This is a genomic window from Halopseudomonas sp. (assembly GCF_036960865.1).
GTDB lineage: Bacteria > Pseudomonadota > Gammaproteobacteria > Pseudomonadales > Pseudomonadaceae > Halopseudomonas.
In genome coordinates this window covers 41,307-59,083 of record NZ_JBALWE010000005.1, presented here as the reverse complement: position 1 = coordinate 59,083, position 17,777 = coordinate 41,307, and the positions used below count along the sequence as shown (strand labels likewise).

Annotated in this window: 14 protein-coding genes; 5 read left to right on the top strand and 9 right to left on the bottom strand. The window is 60.5% G+C overall.

Features of this window, described 5'->3' with window-relative positions:
• From V7747_RS08345 to V7747_RS08335, 3 genes are all read right to left on the bottom strand, one after another.
• The gene (locus V7747_RS08345) at window positions 1–807 is read right to left on the bottom strand and encodes a mechanosensitive ion channel family protein (RefSeq protein ID WP_335615588.1); all 807 of its coding nucleotides are present in this window, start codon (window positions 805–807) and stop codon (window positions 1–3) included.
• Window positions 800–3,583 carry an ATP-binding protein gene (locus tag V7747_RS08340; protein ID WP_335615587.1) on the bottom strand — a complete coding sequence of 928 codons (2,784 nt, stop codon included), beginning with the start codon at window positions 3,581–3,583 and terminating at the stop codon, window positions 800–802. The genes V7747_RS08345 and V7747_RS08340 overlap by 8 nt, the downstream gene beginning before the upstream one ends.
• Window positions 3,584–3,796: 213 nt before the next feature.
• A complete protein-coding gene (locus tag V7747_RS08335) occupies window positions 3,797–4,222 on the bottom strand; it encodes a putative quinol monooxygenase (protein WP_335615586.1) in 426 nt (141 codons plus the stop codon).
• Between the two features lie 138 nt (window positions 4,223–4,360).
• On the opposite strand from V7747_RS08335, the gene V7747_RS08330 reads away from it, so the two are divergent.
• A complete protein-coding gene (locus V7747_RS08330; protein WP_335615585.1) occupies window positions 4,361–5,230 on the top strand; it encodes an AraC family transcriptional regulator in 870 nt (289 codons plus the stop codon).
• A gap of 95 nt (window positions 5,231–5,325) precedes the next feature.
• Here V7747_RS08330 and guaA read toward each other — a convergent pair whose 3' ends face one another.
• Together guaA and guaB are read right to left on the bottom strand one after the other, a co-directional pair.
• Window positions 5,326–6,906, bottom strand: coding sequence for a glutamine-hydrolyzing GMP synthase (gene guaA, locus V7747_RS08325; protein WP_335615584.1), 1,581 nt, complete (start codon window positions 6,904–6,906; stop codon window positions 5,326–5,328).
• 126 nt (window positions 6,907–7,032) lie between these two features.
• Window positions 7,033–8,502: an IMP dehydrogenase gene (guaB, locus tag V7747_RS08320; protein WP_335615583.1), complete on the bottom strand. Its 1,470-nt coding sequence runs from the start codon at window positions 8,500–8,502 to the stop codon at window positions 7,033–7,035.
• A 137-nt stretch (window positions 8,503–8,639) separates the two neighbouring features.
• On the opposite strand from guaB, the gene xseA reads away from it, so the two are divergent.
• The 3 genes from xseA to leuA all read left to right on the top strand — a co-directional run bounded on the left by xseA (window position 8,640) and on the right by leuA (window position 12,730).
• Window positions 8,640–10,016, top strand: a complete 1,377-nt coding sequence (gene xseA, locus V7747_RS08315) for an exodeoxyribonuclease VII large subunit (protein ID WP_335615582.1) — start codon at window positions 8,640–8,642, stop codon at window positions 10,014–10,016.
• 2 nt (window positions 10,017–10,018) lie between these two features.
• The gene (locus V7747_RS08310; RefSeq protein ID WP_335615581.1) at window positions 10,019–10,849 is read left to right on the top strand and encodes a peptidoglycan DD-metalloendopeptidase family protein; all 831 of its coding nucleotides are present in this window, start codon (window positions 10,019–10,021) and stop codon (window positions 10,847–10,849) included.
• 210 nt (window positions 10,850–11,059) lie between these two features.
• The gene (gene leuA / locus V7747_RS08305; protein WP_335615580.1) at window positions 11,060–12,730 is read left to right on the top strand and encodes a 2-isopropylmalate synthase; all 1,671 of its coding nucleotides are present in this window, start codon (window positions 11,060–11,062) and stop codon (window positions 12,728–12,730) included.
• A 9-nt stretch (window positions 12,731–12,739) separates the two neighbouring features.
• Here leuA and V7747_RS08300 read toward each other — a convergent pair whose 3' ends face one another.
• On the bottom strand, window positions 12,740–13,114 hold the full coding sequence (locus V7747_RS08300) for a winged helix-turn-helix transcriptional regulator (RefSeq protein WP_335615579.1): 375 nt from the start codon (window positions 13,112–13,114) through the stop codon (window positions 12,740–12,742).
• A gap of 146 nt (window positions 13,115–13,260) precedes the next feature.
• On the opposite strand from V7747_RS08300, the gene V7747_RS08295 reads away from it, so the two are divergent.
• Window positions 13,261–14,367, top strand: coding sequence for an alkene reductase (locus V7747_RS08295; RefSeq protein WP_335615578.1), 1,107 nt, complete (start codon window positions 13,261–13,263; stop codon window positions 14,365–14,367).
• 70 nt (window positions 14,368–14,437) lie between these two features.
• Here V7747_RS08295 and der read toward each other — a convergent pair whose 3' ends face one another.
• The 3 genes from der to V7747_RS08280 form a co-directional block, all read right to left on the bottom strand.
• A complete protein-coding gene (der, locus tag V7747_RS08290) occupies window positions 14,438–15,871 on the bottom strand; it encodes a ribosome biogenesis GTPase Der (RefSeq protein ID WP_335615577.1) in 1,434 nt (477 codons plus the stop codon).
• A gap of 91 nt (window positions 15,872–15,962) precedes the next feature.
• Window positions 15,963–17,102 (bottom strand): outer membrane protein assembly factor BamB, encoded by a 1,140-nt coding sequence (gene bamB / locus V7747_RS08285; protein ID WP_442909219.1) that lies wholly within the window; start codon window positions 17,100–17,102, stop codon window positions 15,963–15,965.
• A gap of 5 nt (window positions 17,103–17,107) precedes the next feature.
• Window positions 17,108–17,752 carry a YfgM family protein gene (locus V7747_RS08280; RefSeq protein WP_335615575.1) on the bottom strand — a complete coding sequence of 215 codons (645 nt, stop codon included), beginning with the start codon at window positions 17,750–17,752 and terminating at the stop codon, window positions 17,108–17,110.
• Window positions 17,753–17,777 lie beyond the last annotated feature (25 nt).

The window sequence follows — 17,777 nt, the reverse complement described above, 5'->3', positions numbered from 1 at the left end:
TCAGCCCGCTGGCCGCAAGACCCCACGCTCCCGGAACAGCGCCGAGGTGCGCACCGTCACATCGCTCTGGAACGCCTTCTCGTAATCCACATCCAGCACATAGGCCTTGGCCCGCAAGCGAATAGCGAGGCGCTCGGCCACCTGTACTTCTTCAATCGCAAAGGTCACCGGCTTCTTCAGGTAGGCAAATCGGCTAGTGACGATCACTTGGCGGGCGATGTCCTGCGCCTGCTGGATGTCGGCATCGAGCGCCAGATGGAAGTCGGTGACGACCATCATGTCCATCGCACCGAGGTTACCCGAGGCCACCACATCGGTGATAAAACGCGAGTTCGGGATAGTGACGATGTTGTCGTCCAACGTACGCAAGCGGACTGTGCGCAGGGTAATCGCCATGATCTCGCCATACACATTATCAAACGTCACGCGATCACCGACCTGAAACGGGCGATCAAACAGCAGGATCAAACCGGAAATCAGCGAGGCAGCGACGTCCTTGAGAGCAAAACCTACCGCGACCGCAGCGGAGCCACCGATAGCAATCAGAAACTCCTGCGGCGGGCGCAGCACACCCACCACCAGCACCACCGCGCCGATGATGTAAAGCACGAAGCTGAGCAAGGTGGTGAGCTGCATGATCGCAAAGCGGCGCGACGGGAACCGCGTCATCACCCGCCCCATCATGTGGCGGATCAACCAATTGATCAGCCACAACACAAAGATGCAGAAGAACAGCAGGAAAATGGTCCCTGCGTTGAACATATCTACGAAGGTAGATAGCTGACTGGCAAGATTGTCGTCATTCATGCAACAGGTTCTTCCTGGCCAGAAGCCTCATGATGGGAGGGTACCAGAGCGGTACGATGCGATAACGCTTGTTCTCCGAGCGCTGCAGAAAGCCAGCGTCGTAGCCAGTCTTCAGCGCGGCTCGAACCACTCGCTCCGGCAATGCCGTCACCGCAACCAACTCGTCGCTGGTCATATTTTCATGAATCATTATGGCCGCGTACGCGAAATGCAGGTCGTTATCCAGCTGCTCAAGCGCCGCAGCGGAGACCTCGTCCGGCAGCCCCACTACAACCGTATTGCCCTGCAGATGAATGGAACGCAGCCAAAGCCGCAGCGCCAGTAGCGGATTACCCTGACAGGCATCCCACAGCAGGCTGAAATACAATTGCTCGGCGTTACGGATATTGCCAGCCTCAGGGCCGCGGGTAGCGAGCAGGATATCGTCGTAGCGGATCTTGTAGCCGCTCAGATGATTGCGCGAAAGGATCAGCGAGCGTACTTCGTTCTGTGACCAGCGACGGGTCGTGCGGACCTTGCGGAACTGGTAATCCCCACCGTAGATATTGCTCAGATAGGCCCAGCTCTGGTTATTGATGACCACCAGCCAGAACACGTTCTCAATGCGCGTGTTGACCAAGCCCAGCAGCGTCTCCCAGCCACTCATCCCGCCCACTCGGCGCAGGAACAGGTTTTGCGCGTTATCCAGAATGATCAGCGTGGGCTGCCGTTCGGCATCGGTACGCACCAGCGCCGGTGGCCCCGCAGCAAGATCGCACTGCAGCGCTTCACCCAGCAGCGACAACATCTCTTCACGGGTACAGAGCTTGTCAGCCACATCGCAAAGGCGCACCTGAAAATCGTCCTGCTCGTCGCCAAGGTCCTGTATCAACTGCTTCAACACCGCGGACTTGCCGGCGCCACGCGGACCGGTCAAAAGCAGCGAGTTCTCGCTGCTTTTATCGCTCAACCAGTTATCCACCCCTTTGCGCACCAGGGTGTACAAGCCGGAATCGATAAAGGGTATCTGCGCATCGTCTGTCTCCAGAAACCAGTGTTCGTAGCCTTCCAGCGCCTGCGCGTCAGTTTTCAATTCCGCCTGAGCGCTATCGTTAGCGGCGGCGCGCAGCTTGAAGCTACGGGCGAACAGTCGACGATACCAATCGTAGTCGAACAGCGACTTGTGCATAAAGCTCGCCAACAGCGCCACCAGCAGTGGCGGTGCTGCGATCGGTGCTATCAACAGAAAATAGCGCTCACTCAGTAGCAGCTCAAGGGCGTGATCGAAGCGCGATGGAAGCACCGACTTGAGTGCATCAATAAAGTCTTGCCGCCGACACCGCAGTAGCAAGCCCAACGCCAGCAACATGCCAAATAGGCTGAGTACATAGCACCAGTCCAGCAAGCTCGAGGGGCCTACGCCCAGCGCAACGAAATCTTTGGCCAGCAGAAACAGCACCACCACCGCGGCGGATACCCTCGCAGCGCGCTGAACCTGGGCCAAGTGCTCCTGATTGAGAAAGCTGCCGGCCTGCTGGGCGATGCGCTGCAACAGCCACTCCCCTGCCAGACAAAGAAGTCCATAGAGGATGAACAGCCGGGCCAGCGGCGTCAGCAGGGTCAGCAAGGCCAGATGATAGTGGGTATACAGCTCGTAAAGCACCTGCAGGCCTAGCAGCCCCACCAGCCAGGGCAGCAGCAGCGGCAAACTGGCGGTGACCCTGCTTATTCTGGACGCCAGCCGCCGCTTGCGGCTCCAGTGCGCAAAACGGCTTTGCAGCCGCGCCGCCGGCGCCGCCGAAGCGCGCGCCAGCAGCACCAGCGCAACCGCGGCCAGAATGCCAAACAGATACTCCATCAGGGTTAGCCAAAGTGCGTTTCCACGCCCCGCCCCGCCGGTGTCCCGATAGCTCAGGCGCACATCGCTGAACAGCCAGGTCAAGCGAGTGGTAAACGCCCGCATCTCCTCGGACAGCAGATGGCGCGTCTCCCGCGGATCAAGCTGCGCAAAGACCGGGGCGCGCGCTTGCCACAGCCAGCCGCGCACGCTGTTGAGCGCATTACGCTGCACCAATACATCGTGCTGCGCTAAGCGGAAGTAATCGATCAGCAGTTGTTGTTGCGCGGCCGGCAGGGCGGCCAGCGTCTGGGCATCCGGCTGCCCGTCAGCAGGATGAATTTCGTAGGACTGTCGCCACAGGGTGAGTAGCTCAGCGATACGCCCCGGTGTCACGTCACGAGGCAGAAACGATATCTGAGTGAAAAATTCGCGCCGCAGCTCACTCAGTTGCCGCTGCACCTGCTCGGCAGCCGCACGGCTGACGGTCGCCGCCGGGCTTTTATCCGACTCGCTGGCTGCACGCAGCGCGTCGGCCTGCGCCGCCAGGCGCTGGCGCGATTCCCACACCCGACTCAGCGCGTCGCGGGCGGCCTCAGGCTGATCAAGCCAGGCCGTCTGCTGGCGGCTGAGCCGCTGCTGCGAGCGCAGCAGACTGGCGCGTGCACTCTGGTACTGCTCTTCAAGTGAAGGGCAGTCAATCTGCTCAGGCCAGTCCCATTGTTCCAGTTGCGCAGAAGTGGGCGCCATCGCCTGTTCTATGGTCAGGTCAGTGGCAAACTGATCGGCATAAATGGAATCGAATACCCGGCGCTGCGCGTTAACCTCGGCACGTTCGCGCTCAAGAGAACGTAACAAGGTCGTCTCGTCACGGCAGTCGGTAAACTCTGCAGTCGCTGCACCCGCATCGACCAGCACCGTCATGAGACAGGCCGAAAGCAGCCAGATGAATGGTTTCAAGACCCTATCGCCCCTGATATGTAGCAACCGTGCAGCTCCTGTAGCTGACCGTTCCTGCCTTGCTGTCCGTCCCTGATGCGCTACCACACGCCGCTGCAGAGGGCTGGCGGTAGTCTGCTGGACACCTGCGCAATTATAGCCACGTTGGCGCCGTTTGCTGCTGTTTGTCATTGCCCGCCACAAACAGCAGCTGTCCGACGACAGCAACGCACCCTACGACAACAAGTGGCTGAACCGGTCCTTGCTCAGCAGCACATCCGCCCTGTGCACCTGCGCCGGAAAAGCCAGGATCGCATTCATGCGCGCCAGGTCACGAAAGATGTCGCCACCACCGCCCTCCACATGCGCCTGACGCCCAGCCAGATCAGGAAAGGCTTCAAAGATACCAAAGGTGGTAGGCGCTAGCCGCAGCGCGAACCAGGGCCCCGTCGCCGGCTCGTGCTCTACGCAATCACGAATATCCTGCAACATCTGCATGACCTGCTGTTCCTTACCGGGCAACGCCTCGATATGAATGTAAAAGGCCTTGCGCCCCTCACTGCCCTGCTCACCCAGGACCTGAACCCCAGCATGGGAAGCCGCATCCGGCGCAGCTCTAGACCCTGTTGCGGCAATACTTGGCGTAGTCTTGTCTTGCATAATAATCTCCAGATTGACGTTGACTGCCATGTCACTCTAGATTCGACACAAGGATACAGGCTGCCACAACGTCGCGATTATTTGCCTAATCATCCAAAACGACTTTAACCAAGGATTCAAGCCAGATAAGAATGCAGCATGACTGATGACCTCTTGCAGGCAGTAGAGCGTTACACCCGAACCCAGGTCGCTGCCGATGGGCTGACGCAGACCAGCCTGCCAGGCCTGACGCTGGTGCGCACCCCTGCCCCCAGCAAACTAGAGCACGCCCTGGTCAGACCTTTGCTGTGTCTGGTCTTGCAGGGCTGCAAACAGGTGAGCATCGGTACAACCGAACATCGCTTTACCGCTGGCGACAGCATGCTGGTGAGCAGCAACCTGCCGACCCTCAGCCGCATTGTGGTGGCCAGCGCAGCCGCGCCGTACCTGGCTGTGGCAATCGAGCTGGATATTCCCTTGATCACCGAACTGACGCTTCTCAACCCGGACGAGCCAATTACTCAGATAGAACGCGCGCAAGCTGAGCACGAACTCAAAGATGCCGTGCGGCGACTGGTGCAATCACTGGATCGGCCGCACACCTTTGCCGCACTGAAAGGCTCGCTGCTACGCGAGATACACCATTGGCTGCTGATGGGCCGGCACGGCGAGGGCGTGCGGCAACTCGGGCTGCCAGACAGCCATGTGCGGCGTATCGCACGCGCCGTTACGCTGATCAGGTCTGACTACACCCAGACCTTGTCGGTAACCCGTCTCGCCACTGCTGCCGGCATGAGCCGCTCGGCGTTTCACCAGCACTTTCGCACCGCAACCACACTGTCGCCGTTACAGTTCCAGAAGCAGCTGCGCCTGATCGAAGCCAGGCGTCTGCTGCAAGCAGGCGGCTTGACGGCCAGTCGCGCAGCATTCGAGGTTGGCTATGAAAGCATCTCGCAATTTACCCGCGAGTATTCACGGCTGTTTGGCCTGCCTCCGGGCAAGGACCGCCTTGCCGCCCGCCGGCGCTGACCCAACGACAGAATCAGTAAATGGAGAATTCCGTGGACCAAAAAAAGGCCGCTTCGGATCATACGAGGCGGCCTTTTTAACCCTGCCGATTCAGATCATTCCCACTCGATCGTCGCCGGCGGCTTGCTGGAGATGTCGTAGGTTACCCGCGATACACCGCTGATTTCGTTGATGATGCGGTTGGATACCAGCTCCAGAAACTCGTAGGGCAGATGCGCCCAGCGCGCGGTCATGAAGTCGATGGTTTCCACTGCACGCAGTGCGATCACCCACTCGTAGCGACGGCCATCACCAACCACGCCAACCGACTTGACCGGCAGGAACACGGCAAAGGCCTGACTGGTCTTTTGGTACAGATCGGCGCGGCGCAGCTCTTCAATGAAGATGTGATCGGCGCGGCGCAGGATGTCGGCGTACTCCTTGCGCACTTCGGCCAGAATACGAACCCCGAGCCCCGGCCCTGGGAAGGGGTGACGGTAAACCATGTCGTAGGGCAGGCCCAGCTCCAGGCCGATCTTGCGCACCTCATCCTTGAACAGCTCGCGGAGCGGCTCAACCAGCTCGAACTGCATATCGTCCGGCAGGCCACCCACATTGTGGTGCGACTTGATCACGTGTGCCTTGCCGGTCTTGGCGCCGGCAGACTCGATCACATCCGGGTAAATGGTGCCCTGCGCCAGAAACTTGATGCCCTGCAACTTGGTGGCTTCTTCATCGAAGACTTCGATAAAGGTACGGCCGATAATCTTGCGCTTTTCTTCCGGGTCGGTCACACCCAGCAGGCGCGACAGGAACTTGTCTTCGGCATCGGCGCGTACGACTTTCACGCCCATGTTCTCGGCGAACATGGCCATCACCTGCTCACCTTCGTGCAGGCGCAGCAGACCATTGTCGACGAACACGCAGGTCAGCTGATCGCCGATGGCTTCATGCAGCAGCGCTGCGACCACAGAGGAGTCGACACCGCCAGAAAGCCCAAGCAGCACCTTGGCATCACCCACCTGGGCACGCACAGTGGCAATGGCGTCTTCCACAATGTTCGAGGGCGTCCACAGCGCTTCGCAACCACACAGTTCAAGAATGAAACGCGACAGAATGCGCAGACCCTGCTTGGTATGGGTCACCTCCGGATGGAACTGCACGCCATAGAAATGCCGGCTCTCGTCGCCCATGGCGGCGATCGGACAGCTTGGCGTGCTGGCCAGGATGTGGAATCCCTCAGGCAGGCTGATGACCTTGTCACCGTGGCTCATCCATACGTCCAGACCAAAGATGCCGGTGTCGCTGACCGCGTCTTCGATGCCCTTGAGGAAAGCGCCCTGATCGACCAGGTCGACCCGCGCATAGCCAAACTCCTGCTTATCGGATCCCTGCACCTTGCCGCCCAGCTGCTCGGCCATGGTCTGCATGCCGTAACAGATACCCAGCACCGGCAAGCCCAGCTCGAAGACCACCTCAGGCGCACGCGGCGAACCTTCTTGGGTAACCGACTCCGGCCCGCCGGCAAGGATGATGCCCTTGGGCGCAAATTCGCGAATCTCTGCCTCGGTCATGTCCCAGGCGCGGATTTCGCAGTACACGCCGATCTCGCGCACGCGGCGAGCAATCAGCTGGGTGTACTGCGAGCCGAAATCAAGAATCAGAATGCGGTGAGCGTGAATGTCGTGCAGGGACATGGGCCTTCCTCGGGAAAATGACATAGGGCTGAAACTGCAAAGCTGAAGGCCGGATAGCGTGCCCGGTATCAAGGATACCCTGCCCCTCTACCCCACCTTCAGCTTCACCCGTTCAGCGGAAATAACTCAGCCGATACGGTAGTTAGGTGCTTCCTTGGTGATCTGCACATCGTGCACGTGCGACTCACTCATGCCAGCGCCGGTAATACGCACAAACTCGGGCTTGGTGCGCATCTCTTCAATGTTGCTGGCACCGGTGTAACCCATGGAGGCCCGCAGACCGCCCATCAATTGATGGATGATGGCCGACAGCGACCCCTTGTAAGGCACGCGTCCTTCGATACCCTCAGGCACCAGCTTCTCGGCACCGGCGCTGGAGTCCTGAAAGTAGCGATCAGAGGAACCCTGACTCTGCGCCATGGCGCCCATTGAACCCATGCCACGGTAGGCCTTGTAGGAGCGCCCCTGGAACAGTTCGACTTCGCCCGGCGCCTCTTCAGTGCCGGCAAACATGGAGCCCATCATGACCACGGAGGCGCCTGCAGCAATCGCCTTGGAGAGGTCACCGGAGAAGCGAATACCGCCATCGGCAATCAGCGGTACGCCGGTGCCCTTCAGCGCTGCGGCCACGTCGGCAATGGCCGAAATCTGCGGCACACCCACGCCCGCGACGATACGCGTGGTGCAGATGGAACCGGGGCCAATACCCACCTTCACCGCATCGGCGCCTGCTTCGACCAGCGCTGTCGCCGCAGCGGCAGTGGCGATATTACCGCCGACTACCTGAATGTCGGGGAAGGTCTGCTTGACCCAGGTAACCCGATCCAGCACACCCTTGGAATGACCGTGAGCGGTATCAACGATGATCACGTCAACGCCGGCAGCGGCCAGCGCCTCTACCCGAGCTGGGGTTTCCGGGCCGGTACCTACCGCAGCGCCGACCAGCAGACGACCTTGGTCGTCCTTGGCCGCGTAGGGGTAGGCCTTGGCCTTCTCGATGTCCTTGACGGTCATCATGCCGGTGAGGCGGAAGGCATCATCCACAATCAGCACCTTCTCGATGCGGTGGCGGTGCAGCAACTCGCGTACTTCGGCGGCGCTAACGCCTTCCTTTACGGTGACCAGCTTATCCTTTGGGGTCATCACATCGCTGATCAGCGCATTCATGCGGGTTTCAAAGCGAATGTCGCGGGCAGTCACAATACCGACGAGGTCGCCGCCGGAGAGCACAGGCACGCCGGAGATGTTGTTTTGACGGGTCAGTTCGACCAGGTCGCCGACGGTGGCGCTGGCATCGATGGTGATCGGATCCTTGACCACGCCGGACTCGAACTTCTTGACCTTGCGTACTTCAAGCGCCTGCTGCTCGATGGTCATGTTCTTGTGAATGATGCCCATGCCACCTTCCTGCGCCATGGCAATCGCCAGACGGGCTTCGGTGACAGTGTCCATGGCAGCGGACAACAGGGGAATATTCAGTTCAATACGCCGGGTAAGCCGGGTCTTGAGGCTGACGTCTTTCGGCAGCACCTCGGAATATCCGGGCACCAGCAGAACATCGTCAAAGGTAAGGGCTTCTTGGCTAATACGCAGCATAGCAGGGCTCCCGAGCGGGAAAATGGAAGCGCGCCATTATACCTATCGAGCGCCTTGCACTCAATTACAATGATGCGGCAAAACGAATTTACTTTGCGCCTACCCCGGCCACGGCGCGAATGCACTAGAATGCCCGCATGAACGATGATGCCCTATTCAAACAGCTTGGCGCCGAGCGCGAAGTACTCAGTGTCAGCCAGCTCAACGGCCGCGCCCGGCAACTGCTGGAGGACGTCTTTCCACGCATCTGGGTAGAAGGCGAGCTTTCCAATCTGGCCCGGCCCTCCTCTGGCCACCTCTACTTTTCACTCAAGGACGACCGTGCACAAATCCGTTGCGCCTGCTTCCGCCAGCACGCTACGCGCCTGAAACTGGCGCTGAAAGATGGCCTGCAGGTCCGCGCCCGTGGCCGTGTGAGCCTGTATGAGGGGCGCGGCGACTATCAGCTGATTGTCGATAGCATTGAACCCGCGGGTGATGGCGCCCTGCGCCAGGCCTTTGATGCTTTGAAGGCCAAGCTGGCGGCCGAAGGGCTGTTCGAGCAGGAGCTGAAGCGTCCGCTACCCACGCACCCCGCGCGCATCGGCGTGATTACCTCTGCCAGCGGCGCCGCAGTGCGTGACATCATCAGCGTGTTCCAGCGCCGCGCGCCTTTCATCGAGCTGGTGATAGTGCCCTCAGCCGTGCAGGGGCGAGAAGCAGCACCACAACTGGTGCGCGCACTCGACATGGCCGATCGTGGCGGCTTTGATGCACTGATCATCAGCCGCGGCGGCGGCTCGCTGGAGGACCTCTGGCCGTTCAACGAAGAAATGGTGGCGCGTGCGGTTGCGGCCTGTACCACGCCCATCATCAGCGCCGTGGGCCATGAAACCGACGTTTCCATCTGCGATTTCGTTGCCGACGTGCGCGCGCCCACCCCGTCGGCAGCCGCTGAGCTGCTCAGCCCCGACACCCAGGCCCTGCTGCGCCAGGTGGAGCAACTGGAGCGACGCCTGTTGCAACGACTGCGCGAACGCCTGGCCCGAGCACGCCTGCAACTGGACAGTCTGCGCCAGCGCCTGCGCCATCCCGGCGAGCGCCTAAGCCAGCAGGCGCAACGGCTCGATGAGCTGGAACTGCGCTTGCGACGCGCGCTGCGCCAGCAACTGGCGCAACAGCAGCAACGTCTTGGGCACCTGCGCACCCGGTTGCAGACACAAGATCCCGGTCGCCGCCTCGGCCAGTTGCGCGACCAGCTGCAGCAGCTCAACCTGCGCCTGCCACGCGCTATGCAGCAGCAGTTGAAGCAACAGCGCAAGCAGCTCGAACAGGCGGCGCAAACGCTGCATCTGGTCAGCCCCCTGGCGACCCTGGGCCGCGGCTACAGTATTCTGCTCGACGACCAGGGCGCGCCGGTGCGCAGCGCCGCTGCAACCCAACCCGGCCAACGCTTGAAGGCGCGTCTGCATTACGGTGAACTGAATGTACGCGTCGAGAACCAAGCCCCCTACACCTTGTCACTGCTGGACTGATCATGCTGCGCAAACTGACGCTGACCCTGCTGCTCACCCTGAGCAGCCTGCCGATCCAGGCCGAAGGCTTTATCACGCGACTGCTTAATCACCCGGTGCCCGGCGGGGTGGCTGTGGTAGGCCTGCCGGAACAGAGTGAAGCGCCACGCGCTACCTACCAAGGCAAGCCGGTGCTAACGATTCGGGAAGACGGTGAACGCTGGATTGCGATCATCGGCATCGATCTGAAAACCAAACCGGGCAAGCAACAGCTGGTACTAGCCAATAGCGGCCAGATCGGGTTCGAGGTGCGCAGCAAGCGCTATGAAGAACAGCACATTACCCTGCGCAACAAGAGTCAGGTCAATCCAGCACCCGCTCAACTGGCGCGCATTCAGCGCGAGCTGGACGCTCAGCTTGCGGCGTACGCCGAGTTCAGCCCGCGCCAGCCCAGCAATCTACTGCTGGACCGCCCGGTGCCAGGCGCTCTCTCCAGCGCCTTCGGCCTGCGACGCTTTTTCAATGGAGAGGAGCGCAACCCGCACTCCGGGCTGGACTTTGCTGCGGCGACAGGCACCCCGATCAAAGCACCCGCTGCTGGCAGGGTGATTCTCACCGGCGACTATTTCTTCAATGGCAACACCGTCTTCATTGATCACGGCCAGGGTCTGATCAGCATGTTCTGCCATCTCTCACAGATCGACGTCAGTCTTGGCGATGAGCTAGAGCGCGGCGGCCTAGTAGGCAAGGTCGGCGCCACTGGCCGTGCTACCGGCCCCCATCTGCACTGGAATGTCAGCCTCAACGGCAACCGCGTAGACCCGGCGATTTTCATTGGCGCGTTCAAACCCTAAACGCCACTGTGTGGATTTGCGCAAACCAAGCGCATAAAAGCCGCACAAGGCAAAATAAAATGCGTAAATAGTTCAATAATCGAATACTTCTGCCAAATATTTATTCGCAGTTGAAATCATCGCGCACACTCTTTACCTTTTACTGCAACAAACACCCACATTAAAAAGCTCGGCCTTCACGAGAGGCCCTTGCAGCAAGGGAATACAACCATGAGCATGCTCAACGACCCCTCCAGCAAATATCGCGCCTTTCAGCCGATTGATATTCCGGACCGCCAGTGGCCGTCCAGAACCATCACCGAAGTACCCCTGTGGTGCAGCTCGGACCTGCGGGACGGCAACCAGTCGCTGATCGAGCCCATGGACCCGGTGCGCAAGCTGCGCTTTTTCAAGACGCTGGTCGCCATTGGCCTCAAGCAGATCGAGGTGGCCTTCCCGTCTGCCTCACAAACCGACTTCGACTTTGTCCGCAGCCTGATCGACGATGGCCATATTCCGGACGACGTGACCATTCAGGTGCTCACCCAGGCGCGCGCCGATCTGATCGAGCGCACCTTCGAGTCGGTACGCGGCGCCAAGAAAGCCATCGTTCACGTCTACAACGCCACCGCGCCCAGCTTCCGCCGCATCGTGTTCAAGCAGGACAAACAGGGCGTCACCGATATCGCCGTGAACGCCGCCAAGCTGATCAAGGAGCTGGCCGCCAAGCAGCCCGAGACCCAGTGGACTTTCCAGTACTCGCCGGAGATCTTTACCTCTACCGAGCTGCCCTTTGCGGTCGAAGTCTGCGACGCCGTGCTGGATGTATGGCAGCCGACGCCCGACAACAAGGTGATTCTCAACCTGCCGGCCACGGTTGAGGTCTCGACCCCGAACATCTATGCTGATCAGATCGAGTGGTTCTGCCGCCACATCAGCCGCCGCGACAGCGTGCTGGTCAGCCTGCACACCCACAACGACCGTGGCACCGGCGTAGCTGCCACCGAGCTGGGTCTGCTGGCCGGCGCCGACCGGGTTGAGGGTTGCCTGTTCGGCAACGGCGAGCGCACCGGCAACGTTGACCTGGTCAACCTGGCGCTGAATCTCTACACCCAGGGCATCAACCCGGGCCTGGATTTCTCCGACATTGATGCCGTGCGCAAGGTAGTGGAAGAGTGCAACCAGTTGCCAGTGCATCCGCGCCACCCCTATGTGGGCGATCTGGTGCACACCGCCTTCTCCGGCTCGCACCAGGACGCCATCCGCAAAGGCTTTGCCGTGCAACAGGCCGAAGGAGTGTGGGAAGTCCCTTACCTGCCGATTGATCCGGCAGACATAGGCCGCAGCTACGAGGCGGTGATTCGCGTCAACAGCCAATCCGGCAAGGGCGGCATCGCCTACCTGCTGGAGCAGGAGTACGGCATCAGCCTGCCGCGCCGCATGCAGATCGAGTTCAGCCAGGTGGTCCAGGGCGAAACCGACCGGCTGGGGCTGGAACTGACCGCAGCGCAGATCCACGAGCTGCTGGAACGCGAGTACGTGCAAGCCACCAGCCCTTACGCGCTGATACGTCATCGCCTGCAGGAAGAGAACGGCACCAGCGCCGTCGACGTTGAGGTGCTTGATCAGGGCGAGACGCTGCACTGGCGCGGCCTGGGCAAGGGGCCGCTGGAAGCACTGGTGGCCGGCCTGCCGGTAGCGGTAGAGATCATGGATTACCATGAGCATGCGATCGGATCCGGCAGCAACGCCAAGGCAGCGGCCTATATCGAGATTCGCCTGGATAACGGCCGCCCGCTGCACGGCATCGGCATTGACGAGAACCTGACCACCGCGAGCTTCCGCGCCCTGTTCAGCGCACTGAACCGCGCACTGCGTCAGGCTGACGCCAGAGCGGCTTAACCACTCGGACTAGGGCTTGGCAGCCAGCTGCTGCCAGTGCCCCCTTCCCCATAGGCACATGGCCTCCAGCACCGGCTGCAGGCTCGCGCCGTGCTCGGTAATGCGGTATTCCACACGCGGCGGCACCTCGGCAAACACCGTGCGCGTCACCACGCCATTGCGCTCCAGCTCGCGCAACTGCTGCGTGAGCATCTTTTCGGTAATACCCGGGATCAGCCGTTTCAACTCAGAGAAGCGCTGCGGACCCTGAATGATGTGATAGGCAATAACCGACTTCCACTTGCCCCCGATCACCTCAAGCGTAACCTCAATAGGTGTGCTGTAGACCTTATCGCCCTGCACCAGGCGCTTGCCTTCGGCCAATTTGGCCTGCTGCTCATTCATTGCCATACATCCGCCTATGCCCGCAAAACTTACCCCATGGTAAGTGACTGCTAAAATCGTACGTACTTGTTAAAAGGAATGCCACCCCCATAATGAACTGCATTCAGGCATCAGACCGATGCCACGACCAGGAGCAGTCCCCAACCATGACCACCCCATTATTATTGCAGCCTGCCCGCATCGGCAGCCTTGATGTCCCCAACCGCACGGTGATGGCACCTCTGACCCGTCAGCGCAGTCAGCAGCCGGGCAATGTGCCCTATGCGCTCAACGCCGAGTATTACCGCCAGCGGGCCGGTGCCGGCCTGATCATCAGCGAGGGCACTCAGATCACCCCTGAAGGTCAGGGGTACGCGTGGACACCCGGCATTCACAGCGAGCAGCAGATTATCGGCTGGCAGCAGGTCACCGATGCAGTGCATGGCGCCGGCGGCCGCATATTTGCCCAGCTGTGGCACGTAGGCCGGATTTCGCACACGCTGGTGCAGCCCGAGGGCAAGGCACCACAGGCGCCCTCCGCGCTGCAGGCCAAAGCGGATGTGTATGTGCAGGAGCCAGATGGCAGCCACCACAAGGCCGCCGCCTCGATGCCAAAAGCGCTAGAAACCGAGGAGATTGCCGACCTGGTGCAGGCCTATGCCCAAGCCACCCGCAATGCGATCAAGGCCGGGTTTGATGGTGTTGAGGTGCACTCGGCCAATGGCTACCTGCTGGATCAGTTTCTCTGCTCAGACAGTAATCAGCGCAGCGACGCCTATGGCGGCAGCTTGGAAAATCGCGCGCGACTGGTACTCGAAGTGGTCGATGCAACCATCGCCGCAATGGGTGACGCTGGCCGCGTTGGCGTGCGTTTCTCGCCGCTTGGCACCTTCAACGACGTGTACGACGCCAATCCGCTGGAAACTTTCAGCTACCTGCTGAACGAGCTGAACAGCCGCCAGCTCGCTTATGTGCATATCAACAAGCCAGACTGGGCCGGCGGCAGCTATGAGGGTTTTGACGAACTGCTGCAGGCGTTGCGCGAGATCTACAAAGGCGACTTGATTCTCGCCGGCGGCCTGGACGCCGACAGCGCCGAGCAGGCAATCCAGTCAGGGTTGGCCCAATTCGCCGCCTTCGGCCGACCCTTTATCGCCAATCCCGACCTGGTTGAACGCATTCGCCAGGGTGCTCCGTGGAACCAGATCAACCCCAGCACCCTGTATGGCGGCGCCGAAGTCGGCTACACCGATTACCCCGTTCTGGGCGACTGAGCAAAGACAGCGCTGCACAGGCACAAAAAAGCCAGCTCGGATGCTGGCTTTTTTGTGCCTCTGGTTCGGGTTAACGCCGATCCTTGCTCTTCTTTTTCGACTTTTTGTTGTGGCTCATCAGTCGGCGCTTCTTGTTGACCTGTCGCTCGGTCAGCTTGTTCTTCACTTCCGAGTAGGGATTATCACCACCCTTGTACTCCACGCGGATTGGCGTGCCGGCCAACTTGAGCACCTTGCGGTAGGTGTTCTCGAGATAGCGCGTATAAGAGCGCGGAACAGAATCGACCTGATTACCGTGCACAATAATAATCGGCGGGTTGGAGCCACCCAGGTGCGCATAGCGCAGTTTGATGCGGCGGCCATTGACCATGGGCGGTTGGTGCTCGGTGACCGCATCTTCCAGAATCTCGGTCATGCGCCGCGTCGGAATCTTGGTCATGGCGCTTTCAAACGCCTTGTCTACCGATTTATACAACAGCCCCACGCCACTACCGTGCAGCGCAGAGATAAAGTGCAGATCGGCAAACTGGGCGAAGATCAACCGGCGCTGCAGCTCGGTTTTTACGAACTCCTTCTCCTCGTTCTCCATGCCGTCCCATTTGTTCACCGCAATCACCAGAGCGCGCCCGGCTTCCAGCACAAAGCCCAGCAGGTGCAGATCCTGCTCGACGATGCCCTCACGCGCATCGACCACAAAGATCACCACGTTGGCGTCCTGAATGGCCTGCAGCGTTTTGATCACCGAGAACTTCTCGATCGCCTCGAAGACCTTGCCGCGGCGACGCACGCCGGCTGTATCAATCAGGGTGTAGGGCTTGTCGTGGCGCTCGTAGGGAATATAAATGCTGTCGCGGGTGGTGCCGGCCTGGTCAAATACCACCACGCGGTCTTCACCGAGCATACGGTTGACCAGCGTTGACTTGCCCACGTTGGGGCGACCGATCACCGCGATCTTGGTGCCTATGGCTTCAACGACCAGCGGGGCACCGTCTTCGTCGGTGGCGACCTTGTCCCAGGCTTCATCATTGAGCACGGCATCCAGCATCGGATTGATATTACGACCGTGCGAGGCTGAGATACCAATGGGCGCGCCCACCCCGAGCTGAGAAAACTCGCCCAGGATCGCGTCCGGATCGGCGCCGTCGATCTTGTTGGCGATCAGGTAGGTGTGCTTGTTGCGCTTGCGCAGGTGCGTGGCGATCAGCTCGTCACCAGCGGTACGTCCGGCACGCGAATCAACCAGAAAGAGCACCGCGTCAGCTTCTTCAATGGCCTGCAGCGACTGGCCGGCCATCATCATATCAAGGCCTTCCTCTTCGCCGGTGATACCGCCGGTATCCACCACAATATAGGGCTTGCCCTGCCACACCGCCTCGCCGTATTGGCGATCGCGGGTCAGGCCGGATACATCGGCCACAATGGCATCACGACTTTTGGTCAGACGATTGAACAGCGTGGATTTGCCGACGTTCGGCCGCCCCACGAGGGCGATAACAGGAACCATGATCACTCCGCGCACGCCTGGCGTGCCAAGAAAACAAAACGGCCGCTGCGCAATCGAGCGCAGCGGCCGGGAAAGTATAACCTGTTTCGGTTTACTGCAGCTTGTAGGCCGCCAGATCACCGCTATTGCCGAATACGTAGAGGGTGTCACCCAAGGCAATCGGCTTAGCTCGCAGGCCATCACCATCGACCTTGATGCGACCAACCATGCGGCCATCGGTTTGCGCCAACAGGTGCAGGTAGCCCTCAAAATCGCCTACCGCGACATAGCTGCTGATCGCCACCGGAGCGGTGAGCTGGCGACGCGCCAGGCTATCGTTGCTCCACAATTGCGAGGCACTGCCGTCATCGAAGGCATCAACGGTACCGTTGGCTTCGCTGACATAGACACTGCCAAAACCGACACCTGGAGCGACGTAGGTCGAGGCTGGGTGCTGCCACAGCGGCCGGCCGGACTGGGTATCCAGCACCGCCAGGTTCCCCTGGAAAGAGCCGACGTAGAGTTTGTCATCTACCAGCAACAGCTGGCCGTCGATGTCGACCATGCGCTCAAGTTCCGAACGCCCTTGGGGCTGTGCAATACGCTGCTCCCACATTGGCACACCGCTGTCGGCTGACAGGGCAACCACCTTGCCACTGGCAAGACCAGCGAAGACCTGACGCAGATTCACCACCGGCGTGCTGTGCCCGCGAACGGTCAGTACCGGCAAGCTGGCTTCATAGATCCAGCGCTGCTCGCCGTTGCTGATATCCAGCGCTACCAGCTTGTCGTCCTGGGTCTGCACCACCACCACATCACCGTTGGTCTGCGGCGGCGCCAACACTTCACTGGTCACGGTCTTGCGCCACTCTTCACTGCCGTCGGCGTCGCTCAGCACGATGACTTGGCCATCCAGCGTGCCAACCATGACCCGACCACCGCCGGCGCCCACGGCACCCGACAGCGGCTCATCCAGTTTGACCTGCCACTTTACCGAGCCGTCTTCGCGGTCCAGCGCCATGACGCGTCCTTTGGAGTCGGCAGCGTAGAGCGTCAGACCATCCATCGCGGGTGTCAGGTTGTTGAACAGATCGCCCTGACCGTTGCCGATGTTGCGCTTCCACACCCGGTCGAGCTTCACTTCAGCATCAAACTTCTGCAGTTCTGCCGGTGGCAGTTCCTTCTTGCTGTTGCTGCCGCAGCCCGCTGCAACCAGCGCCGCCAGGGCAATAACAAGATAACGAGACTTCAACTTCACTAGACTTCCTCCGCCAGATCATCCAGCTTCAATTGCAGCTGCGGGCGCGTGGATGCGTCCGGCAGGGCTTCCTGTGCGGCCTTGTAGGCCTCGCGGGCTTCATCGTCGCGATCAAGGCTCAGCAGCAGGTCGCCGCGAATCTCTTCGCGGGTGGCGCGCAGCTCGACACCTTCGACTGGCTTGGAAAACAGCTCAAGCGCCTCTTCAGCACGCTGCTCCTGACCCAGCACACGGGCCAGACGCTGGCGGGCAACCTCTTGCAAGGTGCTGTTCTTGCTGCTGTCGATGACATCACGCAGGCTTTTCTCAGCTACCGGGAAGTCTTTGGCCTCAACCGCCAGGCGTGCCTGCATGAGCGCTGCGTAGTCGGCATAACGGGTACTGGCGTACTCCTCACGCAGCTGCGCGGCCAACTCTGCGGCGCGCGCACGCGACGCCTCGGAGTCACTGGACAACACTGATTCCAGCATCGATTGATAGAGCGTTGAAGCGTTACGTGCCTGCGCATCCTGGTGGTTGTTCCAGGCCTGCCAGCCGAATACGCCTGCCAGCGCGATGGCGACACCGGTCAGCAAAGGGGCACCATGGCGACGCCACATATCCTTGAGTTTTTCTACCTGTTCTTCTTCTGTCTCGTAAGCCACCCTTAACTCCTTAGCCTTCAACAAG

Excerpts from the sequence above, each read along its gene's own strand:
- V7747_RS08345 (WP_335615588.1), bottom strand. The coding sequence starts at position 807 with ATGAATGACGACAATCTTGCCAGTCAGCTATCTACCTTCGTAGATATG.
- V7747_RS08335 (WP_335615586.1), bottom strand. The coding sequence starts at position 4,222 with ATGCAAGACAAGACTACGCCAAGTATTGCCGCAACAGGGTCTAGAGCT.
- V7747_RS08330 (WP_335615585.1), top strand. The coding sequence starts at position 4,361 with ATGACTGATGACCTCTTGCAGGCAGTAGAGCGTTACACCCGAACCCAG.
- guaA (WP_335615584.1), bottom strand. The coding sequence starts at position 6,906 with ATGTCCCTGCACGACATTCACGCTCACCGCATTCTGATTCTTGATTTC.
- guaB (WP_335615583.1), bottom strand. The coding sequence starts at position 8,502 with ATGCTGCGTATTAGCCAAGAAGCCCTTACCTTTGACGATGTTCTGCTG.
- xseA (WP_335615582.1), top strand. The coding sequence starts at position 8,640 with ATGAACGATGATGCCCTATTCAAACAGCTTGGCGCCGAGCGCGAAGTA.
- V7747_RS08310 (WP_335615581.1), top strand. The coding sequence starts at position 10,019 with ATGCTGCGCAAACTGACGCTGACCCTGCTGCTCACCCTGAGCAGCCTG.
- leuA (WP_335615580.1), top strand. The coding sequence starts at position 11,060 with ATGAGCATGCTCAACGACCCCTCCAGCAAATATCGCGCCTTTCAGCCG.
- V7747_RS08300 (WP_335615579.1), bottom strand. The coding sequence starts at position 13,114 with ATGAATGAGCAGCAGGCCAAATTGGCCGAAGGCAAGCGCCTGGTGCAG.
- V7747_RS08295 (WP_335615578.1), top strand. The coding sequence starts at position 13,261 with ATGACCACCCCATTATTATTGCAGCCTGCCCGCATCGGCAGCCTTGAT.
- der (WP_335615577.1), bottom strand. The coding sequence starts at position 15,871 with ATGGTTCCTGTTATCGCCCTCGTGGGGCGGCCGAACGTCGGCAAATCC.